The following is a 16612-nucleotide window of genomic DNA, read 5'->3' as shown; positions in this document are numbered from 1 at the left end:
CAATTCCGTTTCCCGCCCTGCCTGATCCTGCGGAAGTCTTGCCTGTTTCTCCATTTCAGTGGCGAATTTCGCAGCAGCCTGGCAGACTGGTTTCTTTACCCTGCGAGAGATATGCATGGCGCACGAAGCTTTGTGTCAGCACCTGGCGAACCAGGTCGTGACCTTAATGACCCATGGACGCAACCGCCTTTGCCCGGTGGAAAACGTCAACCTGATTTACCTTAATCAATATCAGCCGCGTACGCCGATGATGTACCAGCCCGGTATCGTGATTCTGTTTCAGGGCAGCAAAACCGGCTATCTCGGCAGCACCGTTTTTACCTACGACGCTACGAAATATCTGATGCTTACCGTGCCGCTGCCGGTCGAGTGCGAAACCTGGGCGTCGCCGGAAGAGCCGGTCGCCGGCATGTTCCTGACGGTCGATACCGCCAGCCTGCAGGATCTGCTGATCGAGATCGGCGACGACGAAGATTTTCATCCGCAGCCGCAGACCTCTGGTATTCACTCCGCCTGGCTGACCGAGCCGATGCTGTGCGCGGCGGAGCGCCTGCTGGACGTGATGGTGCATCCGCGCGACGCGCGCGTGCTGGGGCCGCAGATTGTGCGGGAGATTATCTACTACGTGCTGACCGGGCCGACGGGCGGCGCGCTGCTGTCGCTGGTGAGCCGCCAGACGCAGTTCAGCCAGATCGCCCGCGCGCTGCGCCGCATTGAAAACCACTATGCGGACAACCTCAGCGTCGATGCGCTGGCGGCGGAGGTGAACATGAGCGTCTCGGCGTTTCATCACAACTTCAAGGCGGTGACGCAAACCTCGCCGCTGCAGTACCTGAAGCGCTACCGTCTGCATCAGGCGCGGCTGCTGATGCTGCATGACGGGCTGAAGGCGAGCGCGGCGGCGGTGCGGGTGGGCTACGAAAGCCCATCGCAGTTTTCACGGGAGTTTAAGCGCTATTTCGGCGTGACGCCGGGAGAGGAGATTAGCCGCGTGCGTCAGACCGTGGCGGAACCACAGGCCTGACGCCGCGCGATCAGGCCTGTTTCTGGCGACGTTTTTTCCAGATCACCACGATGCTGCCCGCGAGGCCGACAAACAGCAGCACCATCGGCAGCACCATCAGGATCGCCATCACCTGATCTTCATGGCGTTTGATAAAGGGCACCTGACTGATGCCGTAGCCAAACGCCACGACAATCGCCACCCACAATAGCCCGCTCAGCCAGTTAAACAGCTGAAAACGGCCGTTCTGCAGGCCGGAGATGCCCGCCATGGTTGGCAGAATGGTGCGCACGAACGCCAGAAAGCGGCCAACCAGCAGCGCCATCAGGCCGTGACGGTTAAACAGCTGCCACGCGCGCTGATGATATTGCGCCGGCAGGTGCATCAGCCAGCTTTTCACCAGTCGCGTGTTGCCGAGCCAGCGTCCCTGAAGGTAGCTTAACCAGCAGCCGAGGCTGGCGGCGGTGGTGAGGATCACCATGGTGGGGAAAAAATCCATTACCCCTTTGGCGACCATCGCGCCCGCCAGCAGCAGCAGGCTGTCGCCCGGCAAAAAAGAGGCGGGAAGCAGGCCGTTCTCCAGAAACAGCGTCAGAAACATGACGCCGTAAACTACCCAAACCACATTTGGATCGGCCAGCGCGGCGAAATCCTGATGCCAGAGCGCATGAACAATCTCGTGTAAAACACTCATCTGCTATCCCATCGAGTCACAAGGAGTCTATTTTAGCGGCAATCCGGCAGAGAGATTTGATCTGCGGCCGGTCGCCATGGCGTGGTTGAGGTTCTGTTTAAGTTACTACTGCGTCAGGCGTGCAAAACCTGCCGTTAAATCGTCAATCAGGTCATCGACATGCTCCAGACCAATATGCAGGCGCACCAGCGTGCCGTCAAAGTCGACGCCGCCCGCCGGCCTGATCGCCGCCAGCTCTTCCGGCTGGTTCGCCAGAATCAGCGATTCGTAGCCGCCCCACGAGTAGGCCATGCTGAAATGGTGGAAGCGATCGAGGTAATGCGCCAGTTTTTCGCCGCTGAGCTTTTCATGCAGCACGAAAGAAAACAGGCCGCTGCTGCCGCTGAAGTCGCGTTTCCAGAAGGCGTGGCCTTTGCTCTGCGCCAGCGCCGGATGGTTGACGCGCGCCACTTCCGGCCGCGTCGCCAGCCACTCCGCCACCTGCAGCGCGCTCGCCTCATGCTGACGCAGGCGCGTGGCGAGAGTGCGCAGGCCGCGGCTCGCCATATAGGCGCTGTCGGCGTCCACCGTCTGGCCCATCAGATAGGAGTTCTCTCGCAGCTGCTCCCAGCAGCGCGCGTTCGCCACTGCGGTGCCGATCATCGCATCGCTGTGGCCGATCAGATACTTGGTGCCCGCCTGAATCGAAATATCGACGCCGTGCGCCAGCGCGTTGAAGAAAAAGCCCGCCGCCCAGGTGTTATCCATCATGATCACCGCGTCCGGCGCCTTTGCGCGCACCGCCGCGACGATCGCCGGAATGTCCTGCACCTCCATAGTAATAGAGGCCGGAGACTCGAGAAATACCAAGCGGGTTTCCGGGCGCACCAGCGCGCCGATTTCGCTGCCGATGGTGTGATCGTAGAAGGTAGTGGCGACGCCGAGTTTGCTGAGAATTTTGGTGCAGAAGTCCTGCGTCGGCTCATAGACGGCGCCGCACATCAGCACATGGTCGCCTGCGTCGACGAACGAGAGGATGGCGTTGGCGACCGCCGCCGCGCCGCAGGGATAGAGCACGCAGCCCGCGCCGCCCTCCAGCTCGGTCATCGCATCCTGCAGCGAAAAGTGGGTGAGGGTGCCGCGGCGGCCGTAGAAGAGTTCGCCGGCAGCGCGTCCCGCAGTAGCGCGCTTTTTATCGGCGACGCTATCGAACACCAGCGACGAGGCGCGCTGAATCACGCTGTTGACCGCGCCCTGCGTGTAACGTTTGCTACGCCCGGCGCTGACTAAGGTGGTATCGATTTTTTTGGTCGTCATTCGTGTCTGCTCTGCGGCTTGCTACAAAGCCTTCACGTTACCACGAATTGCCGGTCAGGGTTGACCCCAAATCCTGATATTCAGAACCTGCCCGATGGCGGGCTGGCGGCGCGCGAGGCGCCGCCTTTCAGCCGCTTACATCACCCCCATCATATGCGGCAGCCAGAGCGAAATCGCCGGGATATAGGTGATCAGCATCAGCACGATAAAAAGCAGGCCGTAAAAAGGCAGCATCGCGCCTACCACCTGCTCGATTTTCTGTTTGCTCACCGCGCTGGCGACGAACAGCACCGTGCCCACCGGCGGGGTAATCAGCCCGATGCCGAGGTTGGTCATCATGATCATGCCGAAGTGCACCGGATCGATGCCGAGCGCGGTGGCTACCGGCAGCAGCACCGGCGTCAGGATCAGGATAATCGGCGCCATATCCATCAGCGTGCCGATCACCAGCAGCAAGACGTTAATGCACATCAGGATGACGTACTTGTTGTCCGACAGGCTGGTAAAGGCGTCGGTGATAATGGTCGGCAGCTGCATAAAGGTCATCACCGCGCCGAAGCCCGCCGCGAAGGCGATCAGCACCATCACGATGGTCACTGTTTTTATGGTGCGGAATAAGAGGATATGCAGCTGATTCCACTTAAAGTCGCGGTAGATAAACATGGTGACGAAGAAGGCCCACAGGCAGGCGATAGCCGCCGACTCCGACGCGGTAAAAATGCCGGAGAGAATGCCGCCCAGGATAATCACGATGGTGAAGAGACCCCAGAAGGCGTCGAAAAAGATCTTCACCGCCTGGCGGAACGGGATGCGCTCGCCTTTGGGATAGCCGCGCTTGCGCGCGAAGGCGAGGCACATCACCATCAGGCAGAAGCCCAGCAGCAGGCCGGGAAAGATGCCGGCGACGAACAGCGAGGAGATGGTCACCACGCCGCCGGTCGCCAGCGAATAAATCACCGAGTTATGGCTGGGCGGCGTCAGCACCGCCTGCACCGAGCCGCTGGCGGTGACCGCCGCCGCGAAGTCGCGCGGATAGCCTTTCTGCTCCATCTGCGGGATCATCACCGAGCCGATCGAGGCGGTATCCGCTACCGACGAGCCGGAAATCGCGCCGAAAAAGGTCGATGCGACGATATTCACCAGCGACAGCCCGCCGCGAATAAAGCCGACAAAGATATAGGCGAAGTTCACCAGCCGCCGCGCGATGCCGCCTTCCGCCATAATCGCCCCGGCCAGGATAAAGAAGGGGATGGTAAGCAGCGAGAACTTATTGACGCCGTTCGTAATTTGAATAACCACCGCTTCCAGCGGCAGATCGATCCACCATGCGCCGATAAAGGCGCTGAGGCCCACGGCGAAGGCGACGGGAAATCCCAACAACAGCAGCACAACCAGGCTGCCGATCAACATCAATGCGTCCATGGTCGCTCCTTAATGAGTGCCGCCTAAAACCACCACTGGCCGCTGGCTTTGATCGCCGTTCAGCAGCCGCTCGATAACAAACAACAGGGTAAACAGCGCGCCGATAGGGATCGGCAAATACATCTCGCCGTAGGTCACCGAGGGCAGCGAGGCGAGCGGCTGGATCCACATCGCCACGCACAGGTTGTAGCTCGCCTGGAAGATGATCAAACAGGTCGCCACCATCAGCAGATCGCACAGGCGCAGCATCAGCCGCTGCGCGGCGGGCGACAGGCGATCGGTCACCATCGAGACGCAGATATGGGTGCCGGCGCGGAAGCCGACCGGCGCGCCGATAAAGGTGAAAATAATCATGCAGACGATGGCGACCGGCTCGGGCCAGGCCAGCGCACCGTTGAGCACATAGCGGGCGAAAATGCCGATGGGGATCACCGTCACCATAATCAACAGCGCGACGGCGGCGATGCCCATGCACAGCAGATAGAGCCCATCCATCAGACGAGAGTATCGGTTCATATGCGTTACCTGAATAACGCCGCGCGGAAGGCGCGGCGACGGAGGGTTATTTAACGTCGGCGATTTGCGTCATCAGATCCTGATACTTGCCGCCAAACTGATCGCGCACCGGCTGCGTCGCTTTCATGAAGTAGTCTCTGTCGGTCTCCTGGAAGGTCACGCCGCCCGCTTTCATCTTCTCGATCGACTGCTGGGTGTAGGTCGCCCACAGCTGGCGTTCTTCATCCTGCGCCTCTTTGCCGAGCTTTTTCAGCAGCGCCTGATCGTCCGGCGACAGGCGTGCCCACGAGGTTTTTGAAAACAGGATCATCTCCGGCTGGATAAAGTGGCCGGTCAGGGTGTAGTACTTCGCGACCGGCAGATAGTTGTGGGCCACGAAGGTCGGCGGGTTGTTTTCCGTGCCGTCCACCACGCCGGTCTGCATGGCGCTAAAGACTTCGCTGACGCCCATCGCCACCGGATTCGCGCCCATCGCTTTCAGCGTCGCCAGCGAGATGGCGCTGTTCTGCACGCGGATTTTCATCCCTTTGAGATCGTCTGGCTTGCTGAGCGGCTTTTTGGTGATCATGTTGCGCTCGCCCGCGTCGGTCCAGCCGAGAAACACCATGCGCGCGTTGGCGTCGGCGTCGAATTTGTCGACAATTTGCTTGCCAACTTCGCCATCCAGCACCTTGTGCATATGGTCGACGTCGCGAAAGATGTAGGGCAGCGTCAGCACGCTGGTTTCCGGCGCGATAGTGGTGACCGGCGCCAGCGAGACGCGGATCATGTCGATGGCGCCGAGCTGTACCTGCTGCAGCGTCTGATCTTCGTCGCCCAGCACGCCGCCAGCGTAGACTTTCATCTCCAGCCGCCCGTTAGTGGCCTGTTTCAGCTTATCGCCCATATGCTGCAGCGCCACGACGGTGGGGTAGCCAGCGGGCTGGACCTCCGCCACTTTTAATACCTTCGCCGACGCCGGAGCCGCGCTCAGGCCAAGCGCAGCAGAGACGGAAACGGCAAGGATCCATTTATTCACTCTCATTATTTATTCTCCAGGCAGGTAGAGGAGGGCACAGGTCATAGGCGGCAGAGGAAGTGGCCCGCGTGCTGCCAGAATAGGGAAATCGCGCTGGCTGAAAATGCGGCAATGTTGATTGAATGAACAAGCTCACATTTTGAAACGATGTTTTAATAAAATTATACGGGAAATCACATTTCTGAAATAGCGCTGAAAAGTGTCATAAAAGGTCAGCAACAGCCCGGTGAGAGCGGCGTACTGTTTGTAAATAGTAATGAGAACTACTATCAATTCGCCGGTTTTTTGCTATTATTCGCGCTTATCCATTATTCCTGCATATGAAGTTGGAGACGCAGCGTGGTAGCCAGTGACTTAATGCAAACGGATCTCTCTGTTTGGGGCATGTATCAACATGCCGATATCGTGGTAAAAGTGGTAATGATCGGCCTGTTGCTAGCGTCGGTCGTGACCTGGGCGATTTTTTTCGGAAAGTTTGCCGAGCTTAGCGCGGCGAAACGTCGACTGAAAAGCGAGCAGCAGGCGCTGGGCGAAGCCCGCAGCCTGGGCGACGCCGCCCGCGCCGCCGCGCAGTTCAAGAGCCACAGCCACAGCGCAGCGTTGCTGAATGACGCGCAAAACGAGATTGCGCTTTCGGCGGGCGTCGAAGATACCGACGGCATTAAAGAGCGCACCAGCTTTCGCCTTGAGCGCCGCGTCGCCGCCTTTAGCCGCCACGCCGGTCGCGGCAACGGCTTCCTCGCCACTATCGGTTCCGTCGCGCCGTTTATCGGCCTGTTCGGGACGGTCTGGGGCATTATGAATAGCTTTATCGGTATCGCGCAGACGCAGACCACTAATCTGGCGGTTGTCGCGCCCGGCATCGCCGAAGCGCTGCTGGCCACCGCTATCGGCCTGGTGGCGGCGATTCCCGCGGTGGTGATCTATAACGTTTTCGCGCGCATGATCGCGGGCTATAAAGCGTCGCTGGGCGACGTGGCCGCGCAGATTCTGCTGCTGCAGAGCCGCGATATCGACCTGGGCAACCTTAACGCGAAAAGCGCTGAAGCTCGCCCGACCGCTCAGAAATTACGCGTAGGTTAAGTTTATGGCGATGCGATTAAACGACGATCTGGAAACCGACGGCGAGATGCATGAAATCAACGTCACGCCGTTTATCGACGTTATGCTGGTTCTGCTGATCATCTTTATGGTGGCCGCGCCGCTGGCGACCGTGGATGTTCGCGTTAATCTGCCCGCCTCGACCAGCGCGCCGCAGCCGCGGCCGGAGAAGCCGGTCTACCTGTCGATTAAAGCGGATAAGCAGTTTTACATCGGCAATGAGCAGGTGACGCCGGAGACGCTGGTGGCGGTGCTGAACAGCCAGACCGAAGGCAACAAAGAGACCACTATCTTTTTCCAGGCTGACAAGTCGGTCGATTATGAGACCCTGATGAGCGCGATGGATAAGCTGCGCGGCGCGGGTTATCTCAAGATCGGCCTGATGGGGATGGAAACCGCCGCGAAGTAAATGTACGCGAGTGGAAAAGGGCAGCCTGAGGGCTGCCCTTTTTGTTTTTTGGGCGGGCATTGCTTATCGCTTTGATGCCAGCGCGCGTAAACGAGCCAGCGCGTTAGGTTGTCTCGTTTACCACGTTTTTATCCTGTCGCGGGAGGCTTTGCTCTCTGGCATCAGACCCTTATCTTTAAAGAAGACTCTGCACGCAGATAGCTGGGTTTTAGTGCTAATGTCCGCTCCGTGCCAGAAGCGGACATTATTGACATCGTGTTATGTTATTAACCGGGAGCAGCCGTTTATAGGGTGTGCAGTTCGCACAATGAGGGCGCTGTCTGACACTGATGAATGATGGAGAAGATGAATGACAAGTGATTTGATCGCGCTTTCTGCTATTGGCGTAGCTATCCTGTTTGGCGCAATGAGCCCAGGTGTTAGCTTTCTTCTCGTGGCACGAACGGCCATGTCCGGTTCGAGACGAGCGGCTTTATCTGTCGCTGCCGGTATGGGCTTTGGTGCGTTTATTTTTGCTGTCATAGCGTTAGCAGGTCTTCACACCCTGCTGACGCTGATTCCATCACTTTACACAGCACTGAAGCTTGCCGGCGGTTGTTATCTTTTATGGCTGGCGTTGAAAATGTTCCGTCGTCCTTTAAATCGTTTTAATGATTCTGCCGGTACCGAGGAAATAAGCGCCTCAAAAGCTTTTATGACTGGCGTATTTACGCAAATCAGCAATCCCCATACTGCACTGGTCTTTGCCAGTATTTTTTCCGCAGCGCTTAGCAAAAATATTCAGCCTGTTATGTATATCATCCTGCCCACAATGGCATTCGTTATTGATGTGCTTTGGTATGCAGTCGTCGCATGCTTATTATCAACTGACGGGCCACGTCAGGCTTACATTAAATACCGTAAGTTTATAGATAAACTCAGCGGAGGCGTTATGGCCCTTCTGGGCATACGACTGCTGTTGAAATAAGTCAGACGAGCACGATGTAGTCTACTGACAAGAAGTGTATATGTCCGCTTTTCGCTCAGAGCGGACATCGGCCTGTGTGTCAGCCCCTTCGTGCCAGAAGCGGTGCTTGCGCCCTGAGCATCCTTTACTCCTTTAAAAATGCCTTAACCGCACTGGCGAACCGTTCTGGCTGATCAAGCATCACAAAGTGAAAACTCTCATCAATGCGCGTGAAACGGATATGCGGTGCAGAAGCATAGGCCTGACGGTACATCCCCTCTACGCGGGTTGCCGGTATGCCAAATAAGGCGTCATACGCATAGACGATCTCCATCTGCGCTTTGATACGGCCAAGCTCGGGACGCAAATCGGTCACCATCAGTTCATACACGGCATCCGCAACGGTTTTGCGATCGGAACGGATGCTCGCCGCCACCAGTGCGGGCCTCACCGCCTCGGTCATGGCTAAACGGGCGATGGATGCTTGCTGGGACGCTTCGAATTGCTCCGGCGACTGCTGCTGCAGCCAGTCCCGCATAGGGGCGGCATGCCGCTCAGCCGTTTCGCTGGTCGCTGCAGGATCAATCATCAACGTGTAGAACGGTAAAGCATCGACAATCATCAGGCGACCGACCTGGCTGGGGTAGCGCGCCCCCAGCATCAAGGCTATCTCTCCCCCAAGAGAATGGCCAATAATCGCCGGCGCGTTGATGTGCTGGGCCTGGATATAATCTGCGATGGCCTCAGCTGCCGGCGCGATGACCTTTCCCTCAGGGTTGGCAATGGCTGGCGTATTCGCAAAGCCCGCAAGTTCTACCAGATGAATGCGGTGTTTCTTACGTAATTCTGCGGCTAAATCGGCCCAGACTTCGCGCGACGACGCCAGCCCGGGAATCAAGATGACATCTGTTCCAGCGCCTTGCGTCTGTACGGAGATACGCTGCGCGTGGGGAGCGGGCGGGGTAAGAGGCTGAGCGGCGGTTGCCGAGAATATAAGTGACATGAATAAAAGCGTTTCTCCGAACATGGCACGGATATGCATTACATTTCCCTGTTAAGTTAAGCTGTTTAAGCCACTGTGTATCGCTATTGTGCCTCTTCTGACACTTTTCCCGTTATACCTGCTTATCTGATACGTCGCTTTGTAGACTACCTGAAGGCAGAGTCAGTCAGCGCGGACAGGTCAAAAGGTGAAGCCTGCTGCATAATTGTAAGGTTAATTGTTTGTTACTCTTGGTTTCATAATTGTAAAGTGAAATGGTGAGGTTAATCACGTTATTCGCGCCTCGCTCAGGCTAAAACGGAGAAAAAACGCAGGAAGCCACTATGAGTCACACTCCGTCTTTACAAAAGCCTCAGGGCAGCGCCCGAACTATCTTCAACGTTACCAGCGGTAACTTCCTTGAAATGTATGACTTTATGGTGTTCGGCTACTACGCCACCGCCATTGCGAAAACCTTCTTTCCCGGCGACGACCCATTCGCCTCGCTAATGTTGACCCTGATGACCTTCGGCGCCGGATTCCTGATGCGGCCGTTAGGGGCAATCGTACTTGGCGCCTATATCGACCAGTATGGCCGCCGCAAGGGGCTGCTGCTGACGTTAGGGCTGATGGCGATCGGCACGCTCACTATCGCGCTGGTGCCGGGCTACGCCACGCTGGGCGCCGCCGCGCCGATTCTGATCCTGCTTGGCCGCCTGCTGCAGGGCTTCTCCGCCGGCGTCGAGCTGGGCGGCGTCTCCGTCTATCTGGCCGAGGTGGCGCCAAAAGGGCGCAAAGGCTTTTTCGTTAGCTGGCAGTCGGGCAGTCAGCAGATTGCGGTTATCTTCGCCGCGCTGCTCGGCCTGCTGCTCAACCATCTGCTGGCGAAAGAGGCGGTGACGGAGTGGGGCTGGCGTATTCCCTTCGTTGTCGGCTGTCTGATCGTGCCCTTTCTGTTCTGGGTGCGCCGCATGCTGGAAGAGACCGAAGCCTTCAGCCAGCGCAAACAGCATCCGACCATGCGGCAGATTATGCGTTCGCTGGCGAGCAGCTGGGCGCTGGTGCTGGCGGGCATGCTGATGGTGGTCACCACCACCGTGATGTTCTATATGATCACCGCCTTTACGCCGACCTTCGGCAAAACCGTGCTGATGATGAGCGATAAAGAGAGCTTTCTGGTGACGCTGTGCGTCGGCGTCTCAAACCTGATCTGGCTGCCGCTGATGGGCGCGCTGTCGGATCGTATCGGCCGCCGTCCGCTGTTGATTACCTTTACGCTGCTGATGATTGTCACCACCTGGCCGGTGCTGCACTGGCTGGTGGGCGCGCCGAACTTCGCTCATCTGATGGAAGCGGAGCTGTGGCTCTCTTTCCTCTACGCCAGCTACAACGGCGCGATGGTGGTCTATCTGGCGGAAATCATGCCTGCCGAAGTGCGCGCCTCAGGGTTCTCGCTCGCCTACAGCCTGGCGACTGCGCTGTTTGGCGGCTTTACGCCCGCTATCTCCAGCTACCTGATCCACGCCACCGGCGATAAGGCGATGCCCGGCGTCTGGCTCACCTTCGCCGCCGTCTGCGGCCTGATCGGCACGCTGCTGATTGGCCGCATGGTCAGGCAGTACCGTGCGCGCCACAGCGGCGCGACCGCCGGCGCCTCAGTCTAAAAAGACAGGTCCACCACCACGCTGTCCGTGTAGTTCCCCGCGGGCGGCGTGTTTTGCGTCGTGAGGATGCGCGCGGTATAGCTGTAGCCGCGCGTCAGCCCATCCGTGCTCACGCTGGTGGAGCTGGCGCTGCTGTAGCGCTCGGTGCCGCTCGGCCCCCAGCGGTTGCTGCTGGTTCCCTTGTAAATCTCATAGCTTAACCGGTTAGTGCCGCTCGCCATCTGACGCTGCGTGCCGCTGAGGTAGTTACCATTGCTTAACCCTACCGTGTAGGTGCTGCCTTTGCTGCACACCACGTTAATCGTCTGCGACACGGCAGAGAAGCTGCCCACCAGCGGCGCGCTGCCGAAGCTGATATTGGGCGCGGTGATGGTGGTGCAGTCGTTGGTGACCACCATAGTGACGCTGATGGGAATAACGCCGCTGCCGGTCTGCGGCGACAGGCAAAGGTTGCCGACGCCGACGCTGGTGCAAATGTTATAGGTCACCGCCAGGTTGAGCGTGGTGGTATAGGTGCCGGCGGCCACCGTCTGACCCGGCACGCTGCGCAGATAGACCGGAATGGCGAAGTTAAGGCTGCCTAACAGGCCGGCGAGATTGACCAGCACCGACTGGCTGATGACGTAGGCGGCGGCGCCGATGGTCAGCTCGGTGGCGCAGGCGCTGTCGATGCAGAGCTGCACCGGAATATTATCGGTGCCGGTGTCGCCGCTGCGCTTGAGCGTGCCGCGCGTGCCGTTGACGTTGGTGGCGCCGGTCAGCTGAAAGGTGATCTGGTTATTGCCCAGCAGCGAGAGCGAGGAGCCGGACCCGCAGTTGACGTTGGCGTTGGTCGAGGTCGCCTGCGCCGTACTGTTGATCACAAAGGTCGTCACCGAACCAAAGCTGGCGGTGGAGGCGGGCAGGGCGCAGGCGGCGCGCGACAGCGTCGGGAAAAGCGCCATCAGCGCCAGCAGCAGCAGGATTTTTTTCATGGAATAATTCCCGAGGTGGAGTTATCGGCACTGGGCGCCGGCGCGCCTGCTGGCCTGGGCGGCAGCGGGCAGGTGATGGGGCCATAGGTTTTCAGCGCCTGCGGCTGGCCGCTGGCGATGGTTAGCTCGGCGCTGCAGGTACGGCCGTCCGGCGTGGCGACGCGCATCGGGTTGCGGGCGCGCAGGTTCTCCAGCCAGGCGATGCCGTCCCAGCCGACATATTCGGTCGCCTGACCTTCGCGCAGCACCTGGCTGGAGACCGGCAGCGGCTGGCCGTCGGCATCCTGCAGGATCACGCTGGCGGCGCGCAGCTTCTCCACCGGAAAGTGCAGCAGATAGCCGCTCTGGCGTTTCACCGCGAAGCGCTGTTCAACGTTGGGCGTTGTCATATCGGCGGGCAGATCGAGCGTGTCGATATCGTACTTCGCTGGATAGTAGCTGCTGATCGACGGCACCAGCAGATAGCCGTTGCGGTCGGTGCGCCCCATCGACTGGTTTTCATAGCGCACGTTGACGTCGGGATAGCTGGTTTTCACCACCACGAAGGCGTCGTTGATGGCGTTGGCGGCGAAGGTCTGATTGTCCATCAGCACCAGCGAACCGGTGAGATCCGCCCACTGGGTGTTGTAGTCGTCGTCGCCGTAGAAGCCCGCCGAGGTGTCGATTTTGTTATTGCGCCAGCGCAGGCTTCCCTGGCGGTAGTCGCCGCTGTTGCCGCCCTGATTAGCCCAGGAGGCGTCCCAGGCGAAGCCGCCGTCGCTCGGCATCGAGCGCGAGAGGTAGAGCCGCTGATTATTTTCGCCCTGCTGGTCGCGCTCCATGCTCACCGAGGCGCTGCCGTGCTCGCCAAACGGGATCACCAGTGAAATCGCGCCGCTCCATGCGCCCTGCTCTTGATCGCGGCTGGCGGAAACGTAGAGGCTGGAATTGCCCCACAGGGTTTTGCTCCAGGAGAGGTTGAGCAGCCGCGTGTGCTGGCCGTCGCCGCCGCTGATATCGATATAAGCGGCGCCAAGACTACCGTACTGGCTCAGCGACAGGCTGGCGTTGTACTGGGCGCTGCGGCGCGCCAGGCTATAGGTGGTATTGCTGGTGTCGCTGTTGCCGGTGCGGCTGCTGAGCAGCGCGAGGTTACCGAAGTCGCGGCTGCGCAGAATATGCTGCGTGCCAATGCTGAACCAGCTGTTGTTGTACTGGTAGCCCCAGCTGTACTGCGTGCCGCCCGCGCCGCTCATCTGGCTCTGCGCCAGCGCGCCGTTCAGCACGCCGAGACTGCCAACGCGAAACATCGCGCCCGCGCCGCCCATCGCCAGGCTGTCGCTGCCTTCGGCGTGGGTTTCCAGCGTCAGCCAGTCGGTGGCGCCATAGCGCAGCGATCCGCTCGCCGCCGCCTCGCCGTAATCGAAATTGCGGATGCCGTAGTTGTCGCGAAACGCGCCGGCGGAAAAAGAGTAGTCGCTCAGGCCCGCTTTCAGCAGCGTGCTGGAGACATAGAAGGGCAGCGTCGTCGTGACCTGACGTCCTACCGCGTCGGTGGTGGTGATCACCGCATCGCCCGCGCCGTTGACGAAAGGCACGTTGGTCAACGACCAGGGACCCGGCTGCACGTTCGCCTGGCTGGATCGGTAGCCGTTGATAAAGAGATCGACGGTGGAGGGCACCGCCGCCTGACCGGAAAACGCCGGTAGCGGATAGGTCACCAGATCGGGTCGCACGCTGAAATCGCGGCCGACCTGTATCCCGCCGAGACGCACGCTGTTGCTCCAGCTCAGCGCGTCGGTGGTGAGATCGCCGACGCGCCAGCTCACCGCGTTGTTCTCATCCTCGTTGCTCCACCAGGTATCGTAGCGGATATAGCCGTCATCCTGCGCCGGGGCGCGGCCCTCGATCTGCTGCTGCCAGACGCCGTTGCTGGAAAACTGACCGGCGGAGCCGAAGAGGCGCAGTTCGTTCCAGGCGGAAAGTCGGGTGCCCGCGTTGGTGGTGCGCGTGGCGTAGAGGTCGTAATTGAACAGCGCGCCGGTTGTGGCGCGTCCAGGGTAGCGCGGCCCGTTCTGCGCCTCGCCGATCACCTGGCCGGGGAGCCAGGCGGGCGGCACCGTCAGCAGCAGCCGCTGCCGGCGATCGTCGTAATCCGCTTTGACGTCGGGCCACTGGCTGACGTCGACCTGCTGCGGGTCGGGCAATTTCTCCGCGGGAAGGCCGGCGCGCTGCAAATCGCCGGCGCGCACCAGCAGGCGGCCGTCGCGCCGCTCTACCGGTACGATAACGCCGCTTTCGCGCTGGTTGATCACCAGCTCCAGCATATAGCGCTGACGATCGCCGCTGCTCTCCTGCGACGGCGGCGGCGGCAGCGACGAAAAGGTCTCCGCCAGCGCGGCGGCCGGCGTCAGACAGGCGCAGACGCTGGCCACCGCCAGCGCGCAGGGGTGAAGTGCGCGCGGCATTTAGCGGCTGGGCGCGCTGCGCCACGCGCCGGCATTGGTGTCCGCCGTCATCTGGCCGCTAAGGGGCGTTTTCAGCGGCCAGCGGTTTTCGCTGCGCGCCAGCACGTAGCCGAACAGACCGTCGCCCAGCTTGCGTCCGCCGACGGTGACATTGCTGAGGCGCGCATGGCCGCTGCCGTGATTGGCGATCAGCAGCCAGGATCGGCCGCCTTCGCTCACCTGCCGCCAGCTTAAATCCGGTTTTGCCCCGTCCCGCGTCAGCCCGTCGCCGTAGACGAACAGCGGCACCGAGTAGCGCATCTGAAAATTCAGGCCCGCCTGGTTTTCGCCCGGCGTGCGCGGCGTCGGGATCTCATCGAGCACCACGCGGTACGCCAGCTCCTGGCCCGCGCCGGGCGGCGTCTGCTTGATCAGGCGCACCAGCTGTTTTTTTCCCGGCTCGATGCGCACCAGCGGCGGGCTGGCGACGATGCTCTGCTGCGTGGCGTACTGCTCTTTGCCGCCGACCTGCTGCCAGCTGAAGATGCGCACCTGCATCAGCGTGGTGACGCTGCCGCGGTTTTCCAGCCACAGCTCGCTCGCTTTCTCCTCCGGATTGATGGCGGGATCGATTGGCCAGATCATCAGCGAGTTTGCCGCCTGGGCGCTGGCCGCCAGCAGGGAAACAAAGAACAACAGGGCGCGCATCATCAACTTTCTCCTTTAAGCATGCGGCTACCAGCTCAGCGTCACGGTCAGCGTGTCGGTGTAGACGCCGGCGCGCGTCGGGCCGGGCAGCTGCAGCAGGCCGTAAATCGGCAGCGTAATGTTATTGGCATTGCTGTAGCTCAGCGCGACGGCGCTGTTCACCGGGATCGCGGTGGTATGGCTGGCGTTGGTGTAGAGGGTGTAGGGCACAGTATTGGTATTGCTGGTGTGCTTCAGGTTGCGCGTCGTGGTGTAGTTGCTGCCGCCGCTGATGCTCATGCTCAGCGTCGTGCCTGGGGTGCAGGCGAGCGTAATAGCGGCGCTCTGCACAAAACTGGCGCTGACGCTGTTGCGGGCAACGCCCGACTGCGAGCCGAAATCAAGCGTGCCGAAAACCCCGGTATTGGTACCGGAGACGACGCAGCCCGCCACGATGGAAGCCGAGACTTGAAACGTGCTGGTGGGCAGGCTCCAGGCGCTAAGACTTCCTGTCAGCAGAGGCAGCGCGTAGATCAGCCTGCGCAAAGCGCGCGGCGCAGCCACCCGGATGCTCCTGACCGCGCGATCAGTAATTCACGGCGACGTTAATGGTGTCGGTATAGGTGCCTGCCGGAATCAACGGGTTAAAGCCGCCGCCCACGACGCGACCGTAGATGGCGTAGTTGGTGCCCAGCGTCGGATCGGTGGTGCCGCTGGGTGCGATATTGGTGTTGTTAGCGATAGCGGTGGTAAAGGCCGCGTCGCTGTAGAGGGTGTAGGCGATCCCCTGCGTATTGTTGGAACCGAGGATCAGGTAGCGCGGCTGGCCGGAAACGGTGCCGTAGATGGTGGCGGGCGCCGCGTTGCTGCTGGTGACCTGCACGTTGAAAGTCTGGCCGGTGGTGCAGCGCACGTAGATGCCGTTGCCGGACGCGCCGACCAGCGTGGCGTTAAGGGTATCGAAGGTCGCCGCGCTGCTGCCGAAGTTCAAGGTACCGAAGTTAACGCCGGTCGTGGCGGACTGGCCGTTCACCAGGCAGCCGGTGGTCAGCGTCAGGGTGGCGTTGATCGTCCCTGTGGTGGTGGCGGCAAAAGTCACAGCAGGGAGTGCCGAGGTCAGGCCCGCAGCGGCAAACAGAAAAAGCTTGAATTTCATAATTAATCCTTACCGATTATTCAGAGTCAGTGCTTTTTTGCCCGGTGATTAATTATTAAATCAAACAAAGTTTAGTAACTGCGGCCCCGGCAAAGCCGGAAATGGCGCCTCATCCTGAGGATAATCTTAGTTTTGAGCTAAGGGTTTTTTATAAATTTTACTTAATATAGAACAGCGCGCAAGCGCCGGTGAAGCGATAGCGGAATTTTTCCTTAATCAATTGGCATTTCAGGCCGATAAACCTGTAATACCAATACCTTGGGTTAAAGAAAAAAAAGCAAAGCGCGGGGTATTTTGCCCTCTACCGCCGCCTCGTTA

16 protein-coding genes are annotated in these 16612 nt (G+C 59.9%); 5 read left to right on the top strand and 11 right to left on the bottom strand.

Annotated elements, in window-relative coordinates; genetic code table 11:
* The first annotated feature begins 115 nt into the window (after nucleotides 1-115).
* Nucleotides 116-1024, top strand: a complete 909-nt coding sequence (locus tag B3229_RS07855) for an AraC family transcriptional regulator (RefSeq protein ID WP_048783567.1) — start codon at nucleotides 116-118, stop codon at nucleotides 1022-1024.
* Between the two features lie 10 nt (nucleotides 1025-1034).
* On the opposite strand, the gene B3229_RS07850 is transcribed toward B3229_RS07855, so the two are convergent.
* The 5 genes from B3229_RS07850 to B3229_RS07830 all read right to left on the bottom strand — a co-directional run bounded on the left by B3229_RS07850 (nucleotide 1035) and on the right by B3229_RS07830 (nucleotide 5955).
* Complete coding sequence (locus B3229_RS07850) at nucleotides 1035-1697, bottom strand: DedA family protein (protein ID WP_033752447.1); 663 nt, start codon at nucleotides 1695-1697, stop codon at nucleotides 1035-1037.
* Between the two features lie 105 nt (nucleotides 1698-1802).
* Nucleotides 1803-2993, bottom strand: coding sequence for a cystathionine beta-lyase (metC, locus tag B3229_RS07845; RefSeq protein WP_286870277.1), 1191 nt, complete (start codon nucleotides 2991-2993; stop codon nucleotides 1803-1805).
* A 135-nt stretch (nucleotides 2994-3128) separates the two neighbouring features.
* The gene (locus tag B3229_RS07840) at nucleotides 3129-4415 is read right to left on the bottom strand and encodes a TRAP transporter large permease (RefSeq protein WP_286870276.1); all 1287 of its coding nucleotides are present in this window, start codon (nucleotides 4413-4415) and stop codon (nucleotides 3129-3131) included.
* 9 nt (nucleotides 4416-4424) lie between these two features.
* Entirely contained in the window at nucleotides 4425-4931 is a 507-nt protein-coding gene (locus B3229_RS07835; RefSeq protein WP_286870275.1) for a TRAP transporter small permease, read from the bottom strand.
* A gap of 46 nt (nucleotides 4932-4977) precedes the next feature.
* Nucleotides 4978-5955: a TRAP transporter substrate-binding protein gene (locus B3229_RS07830; protein ID WP_286870274.1), complete on the bottom strand. Its 978-nt coding sequence runs from the start codon at nucleotides 5953-5955 to the stop codon at nucleotides 4978-4980.
* 351 nt (nucleotides 5956-6306) lie between these two features.
* On the opposite strand from B3229_RS07830, the gene exbB reads away from it, so the two are divergent.
* From exbB to B3229_RS07815, 3 genes are all read left to right on the top strand, one after another.
* Complete coding sequence (exbB, locus tag B3229_RS07825) at nucleotides 6307-7032, top strand: tol-pal system-associated acyl-CoA thioesterase (RefSeq protein WP_071997460.1); 726 nt, start codon at nucleotides 6307-6309, stop codon at nucleotides 7030-7032.
* A gap of 4 nt (nucleotides 7033-7036) precedes the next feature.
* Nucleotides 7037-7459 carry a TonB system transport protein ExbD gene (gene exbD / locus B3229_RS07820; RefSeq protein ID WP_033792211.1) on the top strand — a complete coding sequence of 141 codons (423 nt, stop codon included), beginning with the start codon at nucleotides 7037-7039 and terminating at the stop codon, nucleotides 7457-7459.
* A 349-nt stretch (nucleotides 7460-7808) separates the two neighbouring features.
* The gene (locus B3229_RS07815) at nucleotides 7809-8426 is read left to right on the top strand and encodes a LysE family translocator (RefSeq protein ID WP_048783556.1); all 618 of its coding nucleotides are present in this window, start codon (nucleotides 7809-7811) and stop codon (nucleotides 8424-8426) included.
* 124 nt (nucleotides 8427-8550) lie between these two features.
* Here B3229_RS07815 and B3229_RS07810 read toward each other — a convergent pair whose 3' ends face one another.
* On the bottom strand, nucleotides 8551-9447 hold the full coding sequence (locus tag B3229_RS07810) for an alpha/beta fold hydrolase (RefSeq protein WP_286870273.1): 897 nt from the start codon (nucleotides 9445-9447) through the stop codon (nucleotides 8551-8553).
* Between the two features lie 284 nt (nucleotides 9448-9731).
* Here B3229_RS07810 and B3229_RS07805 point away from each other — a divergent pair, with 284 nt between their 5' ends.
* The gene (locus B3229_RS07805) at nucleotides 9732-11051 is read left to right on the top strand and encodes an MFS transporter (RefSeq protein WP_286870272.1); all 1320 of its coding nucleotides are present in this window, start codon (nucleotides 9732-9734) and stop codon (nucleotides 11049-11051) included.
* Here B3229_RS07805 and B3229_RS07800 read toward each other — a convergent pair.
* The 5 genes from B3229_RS07800 to B3229_RS07780 are packed head-to-tail and all read right to left on the bottom strand — an operon-like array spanning nucleotide 11048 to nucleotide 16294.
* Nucleotides 11048-12025 carry a Csu type fimbrial protein gene (locus B3229_RS07800; protein WP_286870271.1) on the bottom strand — a complete coding sequence of 326 codons (978 nt, stop codon included), beginning with the start codon at nucleotides 12023-12025 and terminating at the stop codon, nucleotides 11048-11050. The genes B3229_RS07805 and B3229_RS07800 overlap by 4 nt on opposite strands.
* Nucleotides 12022-14472 carry a fimbria/pilus outer membrane usher protein gene (locus tag B3229_RS07795; RefSeq protein WP_286870270.1) on the bottom strand — a complete coding sequence of 817 codons (2451 nt, stop codon included), beginning with the start codon at nucleotides 14470-14472 and terminating at the stop codon, nucleotides 12022-12024. Before B3229_RS07795 ends, B3229_RS07800 begins: the two co-directional genes overlap by 4 nt.
* Nucleotides 14473-15162: a fimbrial biogenesis chaperone gene (locus tag B3229_RS07790; RefSeq protein WP_286870269.1), complete on the bottom strand. Its 690-nt coding sequence runs from the start codon at nucleotides 15160-15162 to the stop codon at nucleotides 14473-14475.
* A 24-nt stretch (nucleotides 15163-15186) separates the two neighbouring features.
* Nucleotides 15187-15675 (bottom strand): Csu type fimbrial protein, encoded by a 489-nt coding sequence (locus B3229_RS07785; protein ID WP_235213006.1) that lies wholly within the window; start codon nucleotides 15673-15675, stop codon nucleotides 15187-15189.
* A gap of 49 nt (nucleotides 15676-15724) precedes the next feature.
* A complete protein-coding gene (locus B3229_RS07780) occupies nucleotides 15725-16294 on the bottom strand; it encodes a spore coat protein U domain-containing protein (protein ID WP_033752425.1) in 570 nt (189 codons plus the stop codon).
* Nucleotides 16295-16612: the final 318 nt, after the last annotated feature.

Origin of the sequence: Pantoea sp. UBA5035, assembly GCF_002415245.1 — a bacterium.
Taxonomy (GTDB): domain Bacteria; phylum Pseudomonadota; class Gammaproteobacteria; order Enterobacterales; family Enterobacteriaceae; genus Pantoea; species Pantoea septica.
This window is presented reverse-complemented; position numbering and strand designations above follow the sequence as displayed.

Coding starts and splice junctions, on each gene's coding strand:
- B3229_RS07855 (WP_048783567.1), top strand. CDS start 116: ATGGCGCACGAAGCTTTGTGTCAGCACCTGGCGAACCAGGTCGTGACC.
- B3229_RS07850 (WP_033752447.1), bottom strand. CDS start 1,697: ATGAGTGTTTTACACGAGATTGTTCATGCGCTCTGGCATCAGGATTTC.
- metC (WP_286870277.1), bottom strand. CDS start 2,993: ATGACGACCAAAAAAATCGATACCACCTTAGTCAGCGCCGGGCGTAGC.
- B3229_RS07840 (WP_286870276.1), bottom strand. CDS start 4,415: ATGGACGCATTGATGTTGATCGGCAGCCTGGTTGTGCTGCTGTTGTTG.
- B3229_RS07835 (WP_286870275.1), bottom strand. CDS start 4,931: ATGAACCGATACTCTCGTCTGATGGATGGGCTCTATCTGCTGTGCATG.
- B3229_RS07830 (WP_286870274.1), bottom strand. CDS start 5,955: ATGAGAGTGAATAAATGGATCCTTGCCGTTTCCGTCTCTGCTGCGCTT.
- exbB (WP_071997460.1), top strand. CDS start 6,307: ATGCAAACGGATCTCTCTGTTTGGGGCATGTATCAACATGCCGATATC.
- exbD (WP_033792211.1), top strand. CDS start 7,037: ATGGCGATGCGATTAAACGACGATCTGGAAACCGACGGCGAGATGCAT.
- B3229_RS07815 (WP_048783556.1), top strand. CDS start 7,809: ATGACAAGTGATTTGATCGCGCTTTCTGCTATTGGCGTAGCTATCCTG.
- B3229_RS07810 (WP_286870273.1), bottom strand. CDS start 9,447: ATGCATATCCGTGCCATGTTCGGAGAAACGCTTTTATTCATGTCACTT.
- B3229_RS07805 (WP_286870272.1), top strand. CDS start 9,732: ATGAGTCACACTCCGTCTTTACAAAAGCCTCAGGGCAGCGCCCGAACT.
- B3229_RS07800 (WP_286870271.1), bottom strand. CDS start 12,025: ATGAAAAAAATCCTGCTGCTGCTGGCGCTGATGGCGCTTTTCCCGACG.
- B3229_RS07795 (WP_286870270.1), bottom strand. CDS start 14,472: ATGCCGCGCGCACTTCACCCCTGCGCGCTGGCGGTGGCCAGCGTCTGC.
- B3229_RS07790 (WP_286870269.1), bottom strand. CDS start 15,162: ATGATGCGCGCCCTGTTGTTCTTTGTTTCCCTGCTGGCGGCCAGCGCC.
- B3229_RS07780 (WP_033752425.1), bottom strand. CDS start 16,294: ATGAAATTCAAGCTTTTTCTGTTTGCCGCTGCGGGCCTGACCTCGGCA.